At 61.4% G+C, this 15,229-nt stretch carries 19 protein-coding genes; all 19 read right to left on the reverse strand.

Annotated features, from left to right (window positions below):
- Positions 1-148: 148 nt before the first annotated feature.
- Positions 149-625 carry a hypothetical protein gene (locus QM801_RS04095; RefSeq protein WP_415017939.1) on the reverse strand — a complete coding sequence of 159 codons (477 nt, stop codon included), beginning with the start codon at positions 623-625 and terminating at the stop codon, positions 149-151.
- Between the two features lie 196 nt (positions 626-821).
- On the reverse strand, positions 822-986 hold the full coding sequence (locus tag QM801_RS04100; protein ID WP_415017940.1) for a hypothetical protein: 165 nt from the start codon (positions 984-986) through the stop codon (positions 822-824).
- A 14-nt stretch (positions 987-1,000) separates the two neighbouring features.
- Entirely contained in the window at positions 1,001-1,855 is an 855-nt protein-coding gene (locus tag QM801_RS04105; RefSeq protein ID WP_415017941.1) for a pentapeptide repeat-containing protein, read from the reverse strand.
- A 4-nt stretch (positions 1,856-1,859) separates the two neighbouring features.
- Positions 1,860-2,936, reverse strand: a complete 1,077-nt coding sequence (locus QM801_RS04110) for a hypothetical protein (RefSeq protein ID WP_415017942.1) — start codon at positions 2,934-2,936, stop codon at positions 1,860-1,862.
- 41 nt (positions 2,937-2,977) lie between these two features.
- Positions 2,978-3,457 carry a hypothetical protein gene (locus QM801_RS04115; protein ID WP_415017943.1) on the reverse strand — a complete coding sequence of 160 codons (480 nt, stop codon included), beginning with the start codon at positions 3,455-3,457 and terminating at the stop codon, positions 2,978-2,980.
- 89 nt (positions 3,458-3,546) lie between these two features.
- A complete protein-coding gene (locus tag QM801_RS04120; RefSeq protein WP_415017944.1) occupies positions 3,547-3,780 on the reverse strand; it encodes a hypothetical protein in 234 nt (77 codons plus the stop codon).
- A gap of 35 nt (positions 3,781-3,815) precedes the next feature.
- The gene (locus QM801_RS04125) at positions 3,816-4,175 is read right to left on the reverse strand and encodes a hypothetical protein (RefSeq protein ID WP_415017945.1); all 360 of its coding nucleotides are present in this window, start codon (positions 4,173-4,175) and stop codon (positions 3,816-3,818) included.
- Positions 4,176-5,465: 1,290 nt separating this feature from the next.
- Entirely contained in the window at positions 5,466-7,310 is a 1,845-nt protein-coding gene (gene terL, locus QM801_RS04130; protein ID WP_415017946.1) for a phage terminase large subunit, read from the reverse strand.
- Entirely contained in the window at positions 7,307-7,591 is a 285-nt protein-coding gene (locus QM801_RS04135) for a hypothetical protein (protein WP_415017947.1), read from the reverse strand. The genes terL and QM801_RS04135 overlap by 4 nt, the downstream gene beginning before the upstream one ends.
- Complete coding sequence (locus QM801_RS04140; RefSeq protein WP_415017948.1) at positions 7,588-7,926, reverse strand: DNA ligase LigA-related protein; 339 nt, start codon at positions 7,924-7,926, stop codon at positions 7,588-7,590. The genes QM801_RS04135 and QM801_RS04140 overlap by 4 nt, the downstream gene beginning before the upstream one ends.
- A gap of 268 nt (positions 7,927-8,194) precedes the next feature.
- The gene (locus tag QM801_RS04145; protein WP_415017949.1) at positions 8,195-8,401 is read right to left on the reverse strand and encodes a hypothetical protein; all 207 of its coding nucleotides are present in this window, start codon (positions 8,399-8,401) and stop codon (positions 8,195-8,197) included.
- On the reverse strand, positions 8,394-8,615 hold the full coding sequence (locus tag QM801_RS04150) for a hypothetical protein (protein ID WP_415017950.1): 222 nt from the start codon (positions 8,613-8,615) through the stop codon (positions 8,394-8,396). Before QM801_RS04150 ends, QM801_RS04145 begins: the two co-directional genes overlap by 8 nt.
- Complete coding sequence (locus QM801_RS04155) at positions 8,615-8,806, reverse strand: hypothetical protein (protein WP_415017951.1); 192 nt, start codon at positions 8,804-8,806, stop codon at positions 8,615-8,617. The genes QM801_RS04150 and QM801_RS04155 overlap by 1 nt, the downstream gene beginning before the upstream one ends.
- A complete protein-coding gene (locus QM801_RS04160; protein WP_415017952.1) occupies positions 8,778-9,146 on the reverse strand; it encodes a hypothetical protein in 369 nt (122 codons plus the stop codon). The genes QM801_RS04155 and QM801_RS04160 overlap by 29 nt, the downstream gene beginning before the upstream one ends.
- Positions 9,136-9,474: a hypothetical protein gene (locus tag QM801_RS04165; protein ID WP_415017953.1), complete on the reverse strand. Its 339-nt coding sequence runs from the start codon at positions 9,472-9,474 to the stop codon at positions 9,136-9,138. The genes QM801_RS04160 and QM801_RS04165 overlap by 11 nt, the downstream gene beginning before the upstream one ends.
- A gap of 2 nt (positions 9,475-9,476) precedes the next feature.
- Positions 9,477-9,794, reverse strand: coding sequence for a hypothetical protein (locus QM801_RS04170; RefSeq protein ID WP_415017954.1), 318 nt, complete (start codon positions 9,792-9,794; stop codon positions 9,477-9,479).
- Entirely contained in the window at positions 9,794-10,054 is a 261-nt protein-coding gene (locus tag QM801_RS04175; RefSeq protein WP_415017955.1) for a hypothetical protein, read from the reverse strand. Before QM801_RS04175 ends, QM801_RS04170 begins: the two co-directional genes overlap by 1 nt.
- Positions 10,054-11,493 (reverse strand): hypothetical protein, encoded by a 1,440-nt coding sequence (locus QM801_RS04180; RefSeq protein ID WP_415017956.1) that lies wholly within the window; start codon positions 11,491-11,493, stop codon positions 10,054-10,056. The genes QM801_RS04175 and QM801_RS04180 overlap by 1 nt, the downstream gene beginning before the upstream one ends.
- 15 nt (positions 11,494-11,508) lie before the next feature.
- Positions 11,509-15,207 carry a hypothetical protein gene (locus QM801_RS04185; RefSeq protein WP_415017957.1) on the reverse strand — a complete coding sequence of 1,233 codons (3,699 nt, stop codon included), beginning with the start codon at positions 15,205-15,207 and terminating at the stop codon, positions 11,509-11,511.
- Positions 15,208-15,229: the final 22 nt, after the last annotated feature.

A 15,229-nucleotide genomic window follows, 5' to 3' on the forward strand; every position in this document is an offset into this window, starting at 1 on the left:
CAAGGATGATCTCCGTGCGAGTGAAGGGGATTGTGATTGCTACCATGAGCTTTTCTCCTGCTTAGTTTGCCCCGGTGAAGAAGGGGATGAATGATTATTCACCACTATCCATCCCCTCCCACGTTGTCAATCGTTTCCTAAGAAGTTATTAGCCGTGCGCTGCCACCGGCGCGAACGCCTGGGCGGAGGTGGCTTCCTGGATGGTCTCCTCGGTCGCCGTCTGGATGGCTTCCTCTTCGCTTTCGAGCTGGAGCGAGCGCATGGTCGTGCCGTTGGCCTGCTCGATGTCGCCATGCACCGGGTCGGTGTTCAGGCCGAGCAGCTTGGCGACGATCTCGCGGCGGGTCTCGTCGTTGGCGTCGATGGAGACTTCATCACCTTCGTTGTCCACGCCGACCCAGCCCAGGTCCGAGAACTCGACGAGCGGGTTGTCGAGGTGGGCGTTGGCACCGGCAGCACCGAGGCGGGCATCATAGTGGCGGGCACGTTCGGCCAGCAGACCAGTGACCACGCCGGTCGCCCACTCGGGGACATCCTGCGGGTTCTGCACCATGCCCGTCAGGGCGTCGATCTGGAAGCTGCCTTCCTGTCCGGAGGCAACGATGGTGAGCATCTTCTTCGTCATGTGTTTGGTTCCTTTCGTTTGGTTGTTGATACGCAGTACTAGTTCACTTCTCTCCCGGTGTGGCTTCCCAGACCCCCACCCGTAGATGAGGGCCTGGGTCTCGCTTCAAGCTAGGAACCACACCAAGCGAGCTTGGCTTCCCACCTAGTGATGGCGGGGTCTTCTGTCAAGCGGTTTCATCCGCTTTGTGGTTTTATTATACCGCGCCGCACTCCTTCATCATGTTGCTGTGGTCCATCAGGAGATTGGTGAGGGCCTCGCGGGGTACGTTGACCGTGGCGCTCGTGCGCTTGGTCTTATCAAGTCTCCTGTGCATCTCCTCGAATTGGTCCTGGGTGGTGTGGGTCTGGTAGCGTTTCAAGTTTCAATCCTCCCTCAATCGTAAGCCTCGGCTTCTTCGCGTGTGATAAAGAAGTGGATGCCGCTTGCACACTCTTCCTGCCAGTTGAGATCAAACTTGTCTGGTTTGATGGTCTCACCCGCTCGGTATTCCGTTGTGCCATCATGCATCGAGACGCCTACGCCATTCTTCGCGCCGATGATCTCCAAGCACGTCACCCACTCAGCCCGGCACTTGCGCCCAAACGCGTGGCTCCTCTTCGCCTCGGCAGGTATCTCAAGCTTAGCGATTACGTTGTGCCGCAGCTTCTTCCACCCAATGAGTGTGCCCTCCGGCAGAATGCGGGTTTGCGCAATGGCGAGCTCTAAGTTTTTCGCCCCGTAGAGGTTCGCCCTGGTGAGGTTCGCCCCGTAGAGGTTCGCCCTGGTGAGGTCCGCCCCGTAGAGGTTCGCCCCGTAGAGGTTCGCCCTGGTGAGGTTCGCCCCGTAGAGGTTCGCCCTGGTGAGGTCCGCCCCGTAGAGGTTCGCCCTGGTGAGGTCCGCCCCGTAGAGGTTCGCCCTGGTGAGGTCCGCCCCGTAGAGGTTCGCCCTGGTGAGGTCCGCCCCGTAGAGGTTCGCCCTGGTGAGGTCCGCCCCGTAGAGGTTCGCCCCGTAGAGGTTCGCCCTGGTGAGGTTCGCCCCGTAGAGGTTCGCCCTGGTGAGGTCCGCCCCGTAGAGGTTCGCCCTGGTGAGGTCCGCCCCGTAGAGGTTCGCCCCCGCCTTTACGGCCCATCGCACGGCAAGGCCGAGCTTGATGCCGTAGCTTGCGTCTTCCTCGCATTCGATCTCTGCTGTTACCTGAACCGCAGACGTGAAGCGGGACAGAATGTTGAACTTGATGATTGATGACATGGTATCATACCTCCATTTGTTGGGTTTGTGGTTCAATTACTGCAACGCCGAACTTGTGTGCGAGGTGGTGCATCTCGTGATAGGTCAGGAAGTGACATCCGACTTGGACATCGCCATTGGGATGCACCTTGTTCAGCGTGAAGAGACCACAGCGCATTCTGTCCGGTGCGGAGGAGAGGCGGCCCTCCTTCACCATGGTGGCGAACTGGTAGAGGCGAACGGCATCACGCCATGGCACCCATGCCCCACGTGAGGTTTCGACTTCGCTGTACTCATCCTTGCGGCGGAGCGCGGTGGGCAACGGCGCATGGCCGAGCTTCTCGTGCATGTCCTCCAGCTTGCGCCGCGTCTTGTAGTCAAGCTGCACCCGGTCGCGCTTTGAGACGTTCTCATAACGTCGCCAGTGATTAAGCTCCTCCACCTGCTCGGCGAACCAATCGTTGTGTTTGCGGAGGAGGGCAGCATTGCGCCGCTCATAGTCGCGCTTTCGTTTGGCCACGGCTTCCGGTGACATATCATTGCGGCTGGCCTCGGATTTGGCGCGGCGCTCCTCCATCTTGCGGCGATAGGCGACGGCCTCGGCATAGCGCTTTCCAGCTTCACTATCCTCCGCCGGTCGGATGTCCTCACGCTCAAGCGCCAAGCCCCAGCTTTCGGCGAATTGCACGGTGGCGATGATTGCATCCGACTGCTTGCTGTCCATCCCGTGGCGATAGGTGACGATGCGATGATCCCGCCCTCGCCGGATTGCATCCCATGCCGCCTCATAGTTTCCAGCCGTGAGGTCCCATGCAAGCTGCCGATCCACTGGGGCAACCAGCACGTTGACATCATGACCATGAACCGCGCTCCTCGCCTTGCTGACATGTTTCGCCGTGGTGTTGGAATAGCGCTCCGAATTGATCACCACGTAGCGGCGTCCGGACGGCGACAAGAAGAAATGCCCGAGCACGTAGTGATAACCGTATGAGTAGAGGGTAGGGCCTTCAAAATAGAGGCTGCGATTTGGCCCGCGTCCATTCTCCTGCACCTGTTGCGCCCATACGTGGGTGCACATGCTTGTGGTGAAGACGGTCTTCATGTGTGGTTCCTTTCGTTGTGTGGTGACGTTAGGTCAAAGCTCTAGGCTTCAATCAATCCCTTGTCGGCGAAGAGCCCGCCCATGCGGTCCACGCTAGAGGCGCGTCCGTCCGGTGTTTTGGCCTCATAGATTGCCGCGCCGTTCGACATAGTGGTGACCTTGCGATACTCGCCGAAAGTCTCCTCGAACTTGGGGGCAATGGTCCTGCACCAATTGAACTGCAACGCGGTCGTGCGGTCGTTCCCATTGTGCATTCCCTTCGCCGTGAGCCAGATGCAAGCCATGCCGCAATACTCCGAGAGGCCGACATAGGCGTGATCATTCTCAAGGATTGCGTGATCCTCGCGCCCAATCCATTCGTCACAGTCTCGGAGCGATGGCCACTTGCTCTTGCAAGTCTCGGCAATCCATTCCTTGAGGTCTCGGAAATTCTCGCGGTCTTCCCATTCATCCCCTTCGCTCTCAAAGGTTCGATAGGCGGTGGCGATGCACCCGATTGGTTTTGAGACACTTCTACCCATGACGTATTCCTTTCCAGATTGTGTAGAATCCGATGGCGATGCACCAGTACATGCCAGCGCTGAGAATGTGTTGCTCTAGGCTCATGCGCCTAGCATCCTTGCTTCAGGCGGAGGGCATAGCGTTCGTTTCGCACGGCCTCTTCCCTTGCGTCATCGTTTGCCGCCTCGCCATTGAGGTGTTCACGCAAGGCCTTTAGGGCAGGCTCGCCATAGTTGGCGCGGATGATGTCAGCGTAATCCTTCGCCCACGGTTTCCATGCCCGCTCGCCGAGAGCGTTAGGCATAGGACGGCCCAGCACGTTTTCACCTTTGAACATATTCATGGCTGCAAATCCTTTCGTTGTGTGATGCTATAGGTTCAAGCGTTAGGCATGGTGGGCATGAGGTCTTCCGGCGCAATGTAGTCAATTGACACTGTGCCATTGAAGTCCCGCCAATAGACCGCCACTTGCCTTGCCCTTAGTCCCGCCTCATATGCGAGGGCTTTGAGCTTTTCGTTGCGTTCGGCGAAGTCAGGTGAAGCCGCGACAATGTAGCGCCGCACTTGTTCCACATAGACCTTGCCCTCATCGGTCGGATCAATCCATCCGCCTGTCGCATGGTGCGAGGTGAAGCCCCCAAAGAGTTTGCAGAGTTCACGCTTGAGCCAGTCATGGATAGCGCCGATTGGCTTGCCATCGTTGTCGAACATGGGGAGGTGGATGATAGCTTCTTGCATGACGCAAGCTCCTTTAGTGAGATTGATCCGGTTGTGGTTGCGTTAGCGCAAGGCTTCAAGAAGGAATGAGCGCTTATTGTTGGCCGCCCATCGCCGGGAAACTCGCCGATTGTGGCGCTTGAAGTCATCGGCTTCATGGTGCTCTTTAAAGCTCTTAGACATTGTGTGGTTCCTGTCGGTTTGTGGTTTTGTCTGTCGCGGCGTCTCCGCTTCAGTGATTACAAACCTAGCGCAATCCCCATGGACACGCAAGCTGATTTTAGCACTATAAACGCATAGGTCCCATGTGTGAGACGCATAGCTTCACGGGTGTATTATAATGAGTATCACCACATCCCCATGGGACACCTCATGCCGGGACAACCTAAGGCCTTGAAACTTCATGCTTATCCCCATGGCAGGACTGCACCTCATGAGGCTAGGCAAGCCCCATGCTGTGAAGCCCCATGATTGAGCCCCCATGATGGTGCGCGAAGTGACCTAGAAGAGGAGGGGCGAGGCATAGGACCACAATCCTAGTAGGCACAAAGTCCTACAGATGCGTACTCTCGAATACATGAGAATGAAATCACATCAGCATCTAATCACACACTAGGAATATAATCGAAAAGCATAGGACTGTATGGACACGTGAGCTGGTATAGGATCAACACGGGAATGTGGAACATCATGGGCTTAGCTTCATGCCGTGTCCCCATGGCCGAGCCTTGCCGGTGCCAGCCGCCAGCCACCCCCAGAGGGGGGAAACTCGCACTCGTCGCCACGTGAGGGGGGGCTCTCGCACGACTGACCCTTCGCCGAGACTGCCCGGTCACTTCGCGCACCTACCCTCGGGCCAGGAACCACATGACAGTCCACAGGAGGCCCGCCAGGACCGGGGGGCAGGGCAGCGATGGCGGCGAGGAACATCACGTCAAGGAGCTCAAGGTGGTGGGACATGGGGCTCTCCTGGGGTGTTGGGGTGATCTCTCCCCTCTCCACCCATACCTGAGGCAGGGAACATGGGGAGGGTGTCATGAAGTCGATCACTTCGAGCACTACACGTGAGCTCTGTCCCATTGGCGGGGACACTCTGAGCTTTGACTTAGAGTAGGGAGGAGATGGGGCCACCCCTCCCTCTAACTGGAGCCTCTATAGCCTGGGGTATAGACCCTAAAGTCTTCCCGAAGAGAAATCTTTATGACTATAGTGAGCATATTAATTGTCTAATGATTTCAATGACCCTCATCAGCTAAAACAGCTTCAGGTTTGACGGCTTTAAGTTCTAGTCGGCTATAGTGAGCCTATTGTTCACCTCGCAAAGCGGTTCTTGGGGGCTCCCTTAGGGGAGGCGGAGCCTTGGAGGTCGTCGTACTCACGCTCCAGCTCCTTGATGGACCGCTCGATGTCGGCGAGGCGCTTCTGCTCCACGCTGTCCTCGGAGCTCACGCCCATGGTCTCCACGAACCGGGCCACCAACTCGGCGAGGGCCTCCACGCGGTCGTCATGCGCCAGGCAGTCCCGATCCCGTGTGAGGTTCGTGAGCTGGTGCGCCAGGCAGTACTCGGTGCGACGGTCGCTGTCGTAGTCCTTGATGCTCTCGTAGTCGTCCCGCACGGCCTCGGAGTTGAGCACCACGCGGTGGCTGTCCATGGCGGGCTCCAGGACGTTGATGATGCGGAGCTCCTTCTGGGTCCTGCCCGAGTTCTTGCTCTCGATGGTGGTGCCACCACGGCGCTCTGCGGAGACCCGCTTGTTGTGCTCCTCCCAGGCCTTCGTCAGGACGGGGGTGAGCAGGGCCACGAACATGCCGTTGCCGAAGTTGTCTTCCACCAGGAGCTTCTGGATGTTCCACTTGACGCAGCGATCCGCGATGTCCTTCAGCGTGGAGGGGGCGTAGCCGTGGAGGTAGCCGCCGTAGCCGAACACGAAGCACTTGCCGTGGAGCCCAGCACCAGCAGCCCAGCCGAGCTCGTCAGAGCCCTTGGTGTCGCGGCCTGAGGGGTCGATGGTCATGGTGCGCCCGTAGTAGGGCTCGGTCGTGTCGGAGATCGACGCGGGCTTGTAGTAGCCGTCGCCATCCAGGCCCACCACCGGGAGGTCCTTGTGCTGAAGCCGCTCGTCGTTGCCCCAGGTGACGCTCGTGGGGCCTCTCTCCAGGTCGAGCGACATGGTGATGAAGTTGCGGAGCTTGAGGGGGTACATGCCCACGTCAGAGAGCGTGGGGTCGAGCATGAACTGCAACGCGAAGCCGGACTTGCCCCACGAGAGCTTGCGCTTGTAGAGGTCGTCGGTGCCGAAGCGTGAGGGCTCGGTCGGGTCACCAGGCTTCACCTTCCCCTCTCGGAGGGGCTTGGCGATGTAAGGGGCCAGGCGCTTGCCGTAGCGCTTCATCAGCTCCGCGTTCGGATACTCGGCGGGCCAGATGCGGATGGTGTAGACCTCGGTCGGCAGCTCGAAGTAGATCGAGTTCTGGCTCTGAGGGGTGCCCAGGAAGACCACGCGGCCCCCGGGCTTGATGATGGCGTCGAACTCCTTCACGCGCTCGCGGAGTGTGTCACGCAGGGCGGTCGTCGCGGAGTTGATCGGGGTCTCGATGTCGTCAGGGATGATGAGATTGGCTCGCTTGCCGGGGAGCTGGCCGGTGATGCCCGCAGCAGAGAAGCTCGGGGCAGGGTCGGGGAGTGTTCCCGCCACGTCGAAGCCCGTGGTGGACTGACGTTGTTGCGGCCCCGGTTCCATCTCCTTGAGGAGAGGCATGGTGCGGATGAGCCCCAGGGCGAAGTTGGTGACAGCCACGGCGTGGGGCTTCGAGGCGGAGACCACCAGGACCTTGAACTGCCGGTCGCGCCACAGGCACCACACAGCGAAGGTCGCGGTGATCCACGTCTTGGCCACACCACGGAACGCCTGGATGATCGCCCGGTCGGGGCCGTGTTGCAGCCACCAAGCGATGTTATACTGGAGCGGCGTCGGCGCGGGCAGTCCCAGGTGCTTCCAGACCTCGCGGAGGAAGTAGCGGAAGTCCTCCCGCATGAGCTGCTCTAGGGATGCCGTTTGCTGGGCCGTAGAGGCTCGCAGAGTGGCCTTCTCGCTGGCAGCGCCAGCCACACCACGGACAGCCTCGCGGGCCGCCTTGGGGTCAAATTCAGTCATGGGCAAGATCTTCCTGGGAACCACTGGAAGGGCACCACGCACCCCTCCGCTGTCATGTCGCTGAGGTAGGTCGGCGAGTAGCCCGAGTGTTTGAAGTGGAGGCCTTTGACCTTCGAGGGGTAGAGCTTCTTGAAGCAGCTCTCGCCGGTGTCGAAGTTGATGACCTTCACGTAGAGGTCAAGGCCTTGCTGCTGATTGGAGTGCTGCTTGTGGGGCACCGGCTCCCCCACCAGCCCGAAGCGAGGATAGTGGGGGTCATAGCGCACAGCGATGGTCTTCATCGGAGGAAGCACCGCACGGAGACAGGCATCAGGTGCCCAGGCTTCTTGATGAACGCATTGAGGTGGTTCGGGGGAATGAGGATCGGCCTCCGCAGCTTCTCAGCCGCCGCGTAGAGGTCCTGCTGGGACATGAGGCAATGATAGCCTGACGCCCTCAGCTTCTCGGCGCTCCCGAGCTTCTTCTTCATGTCGTCCGACAAGGCGTCCCAGTTGTCGGCGGCGAAGACGCAGAGCTTGTCGAACTCCGCGTCCTTGATCTCGTTGATGTCCAGCCCGTAGTAGAGGAAGCTGTGGTAGATGATCTGGCGGCCAGCGGCCTCGGGTTTCAGAAGCATGGGTCACCACACATCCAGCACCCACCACTGTTGCCTCGGAACTCGTCGTTGCAGTTGTAGGGACAGGGCGTCCCGTCTACGCGGATGTTCGGTTCATCCTCCGCCACACCCACCGGCTCAGGAGGAACACCAGGTAGGCCATCACGACCCACACTCCGTAGTATCCCAAGCCGCTGAAGAACTGATGGCTGGTCATGGCGCTTCCCTCCCTTGCTGTTGTCGGGGCCAGTGTAGGTGAGCGCCAGGTAGACCGCAAGGTATGGCAACTTCACTTGGTGACGCCCTTGACGGCCCACATCACCGCCTCCTCCATCTTGGTCTTGGCGATGGAAAACTCGCGGCCACTCTCGGGGAACGCAGGTCCCGCAATGTTGAGCGCCTCGATGAAGTTCTCGCCGCACGTCTTGAGGCTGTTCACCAGGTCGGCATCCTGCTGGCTCAGCACCTTGTGCGTCTTCCGCATTACGTCAGTCATTTTCGTAGTCCTCATCACGCACGAAGCCGATCTGGTCGTGTCCGCGCATTATCTTGTTGCCGTGTTGATCGAGCAGCCCCGTGTCCACCCAGTCCTCCATCGTGACGGAGGGCCAGTAGGAAATGGCGTAGAGCTCTTCCTCCTCGTGGATCGCAGGGTTCACGCTCGGGTGCATCTTGGGAGCTTGTGGCTTACGCATACGGTAGCGCGGCATCACATGAACTCCGTCAGGTGGTCCGCCTCGTCGAGCAAGCGCTGCACTGTGTCCTTCACACCGTGGGCGTGGATGTAGGACCCGATGGCACACTCAAGCGCCACCGAGGCCCGCAGCCTTAGGTATCGGTCGGTTGCAGACTTTGCGAGGCGCTCCACTCGCTCAGGATGGCTCTCCGGTTTCTTCTTCATCTTCGTGGTAGTCCTCAATGATCGGCGGTAGGATTTCTGGTGCTTGGCGCTCAAGCTGGGCCTGGCGCTCGCGGTCCTGAGGATCGGTCGGCGGAGGGGCGATGATCTGCTGGCTGTCCTTCACCGCCTTCAGCGCATTGCTGATGTCCTGGTGGCTTGCCTGCCCCATGATGATCTTGCGGTAGAGGTCGTCGGTCGCCGCCTGGAAGAGGAGCTCCATGCGCTGCTTCTCGGAGAGCTGCGAGAACTGCTTCATCAGCTCCTTCATCTTCTCCAGGTCGAAGTCCTCGCCGGGTGATGGCCCCGAGATGTGCTCGTCGTCGATGTCGTCAGTGCTCATTGATGTACCTCACGTGATCTCCCGTGTTCTTCTGCACGGAGACCGCACGGTCGTCCCAGAGCTCGATCATCTCGAAGTCCTTGACGTTGGTGATGTCCACGGTGAAGAGCCCGTAGTTGTTGAGCCAGCGGCGGATGTAGAGCTTGGCGCTCTCGCCCTCAGCCCCGGCCACGCGGGCCGTCATGATCTTCACGCGCTTCCCCTCGGCGACCCACTGTCTCACGCGGGCCATCATCTTGGGGATGGGCTCACCGATGTGCTCGATGCCCCTCCACGTGTCGTAGTGCGCCAGGGTGCCGTCAAGGTCCACCCCAATCCATCCGTTCATCGTCAGCCTCCAAACTTCATGCCGACCCACACCAAGGCCAGGGACCAGGCGGCCCCCGCGACGGTGAGGATCACGGACCACACGACCCCGAGCTCGGTGCCCTTGGTCTCAAGAGCCGAGAGCCGCGCCTCGATGGTCTCACGCCAGGCCTTCTCCTCCGCCTTCCACTCATTGAGTGCGCGGAACATGAAGTCCTGCTTCGTGGTGATCATCGCAAGCATGGCCCACAGGGAGCCTCGGTCGCGTGGTGTGTTGAGTGAGGCCCCATCACCCAGGAGGGTCATGAGGCTCTCTTCGCTTGTCGAGAACTCATCCGCCATCAGGTCACCACCCAATAGACGTTGAGGCCGAGCAGGATGAAGAAGAGCACCGCGATGAGCGCCAGGTGCTTGCCCCAGTACTCGGCATTGAAGCGGATGCTCTCGGTCCACTCGTTCTTCATGTTGTGGAACCAGGACTTTGTGGGGTCCCACGCGGTGCGGTCTTCGGGTGGCACCTTGGGCACGGCCTGCTCGCGCCATTGCACAAGGCCACTCACGGCGCAGCAGAGGAAGGCGATGAAGAGCTTTGCGTAATACATCACACAATGCCCTCCAGGATGAACCTCGCGCCCGCCTTCACGTTCCCACTCTCGAACTTGAACGCGATGTTGGTCAGGGCGGCGTAAGCGGAGGCGCTTTCCACATACAAAACGTTAATGCCATCGCCATGGTTATGCAGCATCCCGTGGAAACGGAGGCGGGATGTCCCAGGATTGATCTGGCGATATTCGATAGTACCCGAAACACCGCCAGTGGTCGCATTGTTGGAGACGCCTCCAGAAGTGATAAGACCCGCGTTGGTGCTGTTATCACTCGGAGTAGAGTCGAGTCCTACCGTGCTGCCGTTGTTGAAGCTGTTAACAAAGGTCGATCCGTTGTCCGTGCTGACTTGCTGCACCAACTTTTGAGTATTGGTGGCGGGGAGCGCGTGGATCAAGGTCACCCTGAAGGCCTTGTACCCAGAGAGCGAGACCGTGGAGGTGATACGCGCCGCGTCCGCACCGAGGACCACATCCTCGATGAACTGCCACCCGCCGCTGGCCGAGCTGCCCCAGCCCACATCGTTGTCCACGTTCGAGTTCTTCTTGAGGACCTGTCCCGTGGTGCCGCCTGTGGGGACAGCCTTGGCGTTGGGGGCCTTGCCTGCGAGAGCTGCGGTGGTGGCAGCATCATCCGCCTTGGTGGCCAGCCCTGCGTCCACATACGTGGTGTCGGCCTTCGCGGCGACGGACGCCGTGCTTGCCTTCGCAGCGAGAGCAGCATCAAGCCCCGTCACCTCGGAGGTGGGATGCGTGTGGGCGCTCGGCGTGAAGGTGCTCGGCTTGCCGCTGACGCCGGACCAGGGGACACTATCTGCTGCGACCGCCGAGTTGACCTTGCCATCGTTGTCCGTGTCGTAGACGGACTTCACCATGTCACCCGAGCCCGAGCCAGCCGGACCCACGATGTTCGTCACCACCGTCCACGTCGAGACGCCTGTCTTCTCGTAGACATCACCGTTCGTGGTGCGGAGGTAGAAGTCGCCGATGTTACCAGAGCCGTTGGACGGAGCGGTCGTGCCCCGCGTCCACCGCGAGCCGTTCGTCCCGTTCGTACCCGGAAGACCATCATCACCATCGCTGCCCGGATCACCCTTGGGGCCTTGCGGATGGTCGAGGGCTTCCTGCACCAGGTAGAGCTGGCGGAGCAGGGCGTTGTTGAGCGCAGCGTGGTCGTAGTTCGAGGGCTGGAGAGTTGCCGTCTCGATCATCTGGGTGCTGCGATACACCAGGCCCTTCGTTCCGTTGGGGAGCACCGCGCCGGGAACCACCGCGATGTTGGTCGAGAGCCACGTGAGCTCGGTGCCATTGTAGATCGGCGAGTAGGGCTCCTCTTCACCGATCCCCACGTAGATGTCGGCCTTGCGGATGTAGCCGAACGGGATGAGGATTTGGTTGCTGGAGCCGTTGAAGGTGATTGGGGCTTTGGAATATGCCATGGGTGCGTCCCCTCCTTATTGGACGCCGAGGGCGTTGAGCTGCTGCTGCCTGCGGTTCTCGCGGACTTGAGCGCCTACCTCCTTGCGCCGCTGAGCCAGGGCATCTCGGAGGTTCTTGTTCTGCGAGAGGAGCTTTGCGAGCGCGGCCTCCCGATACTTCGTGATGGTTGCGGTGATCATGTTGAGGCGGGTGCCCTTGGTCGCACTCTCGCCGTCCACCGCCGCCTTGTAGGCATCGCTCTCGATGAGCTTGGTGAGCTTCTCGCGGAGTGTGTCGCCCTTGCCGAGGTCGCCCGAGAGCTTCTGGAGCGCTTCGTAGGCATTACTGCCGTCTTCGAGCTCGAAGTCCCGGAAGTCCACGTTGTGGCGGGTCGGCGTCGGAGGCGTGAGCCCCAGGCCGGTGGTCTCGCTGAGCCGCACAATCTCCTCGTCGAGGGCGTCATGCTTCGTCTCGGACCAGATGCCGTTCTTCACGATCATCGGATCACCGAGCGGCGAGTACTTGTTGGGGACGTTCTTCGAGTAGCCCGGCATACGGTCGAGCGCATTGTCCACCAGCCCGCGAGCCTCCTTCATGTAGGGGTCGGAGTTCACGTTGCGGAGGAGAGAGGAGAACGGCACGGCCTGCTCGACGGCGTTGCCAGCGAACTTGGCGAGGTTCTTCTCGGGCTCCATGATGGCGCGGATCGCCGAGTTCACCGAGATGAGGAACGTCTTGTCGGTGACGTTGTGCATCAGGGAGATCATCACCGCACCGGCGAGGCTCTCGGCGTCCTTGCGCTTCTCCGGATGCTGCGCCAGGTCCATCACGTCCGCAGCCATGCCCAGAGGCAGGGAGAGCGGGTCGAGACGGTTGAGGGGCACGTAGACCTTGGAGCCGTCCTCCTTCTCGTAGATGAAGCTATAGGGCCTCCATCCCATCGAGAGGAGGTGACGCTTGGCGTCCGGATCGCGGGGACCGGCACCAGTGATGCGGCCCTCGGCGGCGAGCATCCCGGAGAGAGCCACCACGCTTGAACCAATCGCCATCTGACCCCAGGCCCGAGCCCGCACAGCAGGATCGGCGGAGCCGAGCATCGCCCGGTATTCCGCTTGGAGCAGATTGAGGCCCGGAGTGTATTGGAACGAGTGGCGGAAGGCGTTGATCGGTGTGCGGATGAACGGCAGGATCGCACGACCACCCGGCAGACCGTTGATGAAGTTGTTGGTGAGGGCACCGGCAGTCTGATCGGCCCCGAAGTTCGTGGGCACCCCAGTGAGCGGCTGCGTGAAGGTGGCCTTCTGCGCTTCGCGGATCGCCGCAATGTCGGTCGCCTGGCCGAGCTCGTCGTAGGCACCATCGAGAGCGGACTTGATGTGGTTCTCCATCTCCGCGCCCTTGAGGCCCATCGCCATGGCTTCCTCAGCGGCCTTGGCCTGCACCACGCCACGGTAGACGATGGTCTTGAAGAACTCGTCCTGCCCACCGAGGAGGCGGGTCGGCATACCGGTGGCCACCATGTAGAGCCGCATGGCGTTACGCACCACGTCGAGGTGGCTGTTCACCGGGATCATCATGTCGCGGGAGATTGCCGCAGCGCTTGTCTGCCCACCCTCGTTGAAATAGCTTTGGTGAGGCGTGAGGATGCTGTCGCCACGCATGAATGCGGAGACCGCCGCCGAGAAGGCGTCCACGGTGCTTGCCGCCATGTAGCGATACTCACGCATGGCCTGACGGCGCACGGCTGCACCGGCACCAGGAGTGAACACCGAGCCGACGATCACCGGCAGCGGGCGGAGGCCCACCATCAGGAAGTTCGAGATGCCGTTCCACACGTGGGTCGGGAACCACCACAGCGGGCCGTTGACGAGGTGATGGTCCACCACGCCGCCGACCTTCTTCCAGAACGAAGGCCTCAGGCTCTCCTTCACCTTCCCGAGCTCGCCGTTCGCGTTGTAGAGCATGTCCACGAGCGACTGGTCGTCCACCTTCTCCCACGCCTTGAGCTGGGCCTCGGTGACTGCGAAGTCGGAGCGCTTGCGGCGCAGGGTTCGACCGGCACCACCGGCGATGTCCTTCGTCATGCGGACTGCATCAGCGAGGAGCGTCATGCGGCGACGGAGCTCGTTGGCCGCTTCCTGCATATCCGGCACCAGGCCGTACTTCATCTTGGTGGCGAGATTGGAGATGTCACGGGCGAAGGACTGCTGGATGCGCTCGGCGGCCACCAGGTTCGCGGCCATCTCGTTGCCTGCATCACCGGCGCGGCGGATCATCGCCATCACATCATCCGGGCTCTCGTTGAAGGCCACGGCCATCGAACGGGCCTGGCGCTCCAGAGTGGCGTCGGAGATGAAGGTCCTGCCGGTCGCGTTGTCGGCCACCGTGAGTGCGGCCTTGGCGAGGCGGGTCTGGAGATCACGCAGCGCGGGCACGTCAGCGATGTCGTCCATCGAGACCCAGCGTGGAGACCCGAGGCTGGTCTTGTCGAAGTCCTCCTTTAGGAGGCCCTCGATGTTCTCGTCCTTGAGCGGCTGCGGGACCTTCTTCGGCGGAGGTGCAGGGTTCACCGGCGCGGTCTGCGTGATGCCCTCGGTTGGCGGAGCCTTCGCTGCGGGAGCGGGAGGCGCTTCGCCCTTGGCGATCATCTTCTGGAGATCACCGAGCTCGCCATTTACCGGACGTGGGCCACTCGTGACCTTCACATTGGGCGTGGTGCCTCCAGTGTTCGGCCCTGTGCCGAGACCATCAGACGGGAGCTCCGTGCTGACCGGCACCTCGTTCGGGTCCTTGGGCTTCCACCCGGAGGCGTTCTGGTTGAGCTGCACACCCGGCTGCGGGGCAGGGGTGGCGTCGGTCACCGAGTTCGGCCTCAGGCCAGCGGCCTCAGGGTTGAGCTGCGTGGGGCCACCCGGCGGCGGGGTCGGAGGCACATCACCGGACGTGGCCTTCCAGCCGGACGCGAAGGGGTTCATCTCCGGGGCAGGCGCTTCGCCCACACCCACGGTCTGCGTCGTCGGCTTGAGCGGGGTCGGGGAGGACGAACCGAACTCGATCTTCGCCACCTCGTCGGCGGCCTTGGAGATTTCCTCGGGCTTGGCACCAGTGCGGCCCAGCTTCAGGAGACGGAGCGAGGCGGCGAACGCCACTGAGATGCCCACGTCGAGACCGATGCTCTCCACCGCAGCCTTGAACCGGCCCTCGGCCTCGCCGTCACCGATGTCGGCGGCCAGGTATTCGGACACGGGGTTCTGGAGCGTCGGATACTGCTGCAAGAGGTTCGAGAGGCGCTCCTCGTGCGGATCGAACACCACCGAGCCTACGCCCGCAGCTTTGGTGATCTCCGCAACGGTCTGGGCCTTCTTCCCCATCTGGCCGATCTTGAGGGGCTTCACCAGCTTGCCTGCACCGATCATGCCGGTGGCGAACTGCGAGATGTCAGACGTGATGCTGTTCACCGCGCTCTGATTACCGAGCTGGCGATCCTGGCGCTCCACGGTCTTGCGGAAGTCAGAGCGCTCGGCGAAGGGCGTCTCGCCTAGCACGGCGTCCTTGGTCTCGAAGAGGGACTTCCAGCCACCAGTCGCCAGGGCGGTAGCTGCCTCGGTGACGGGGTTCTGGTAGCCCGACGCGAAGTCGCCCGAGAGCGGCTGCTCCTGGTCGCGGATCGCTTCCAGCTCGGTGCCTGCCTCGTCCAGGCCGGACAGGAGGTCTTGTTCTTCCGGTGAGAGCACCGGGGGCTCCTCCTGGGGAGGA

This window comes from Aestuariivirga sp. (genome assembly GCF_047600585.1).
GTDB lineage: Bacteria > Pseudomonadota > Alphaproteobacteria > Rhizobiales > Aestuariivirgaceae > Aestuariivirga.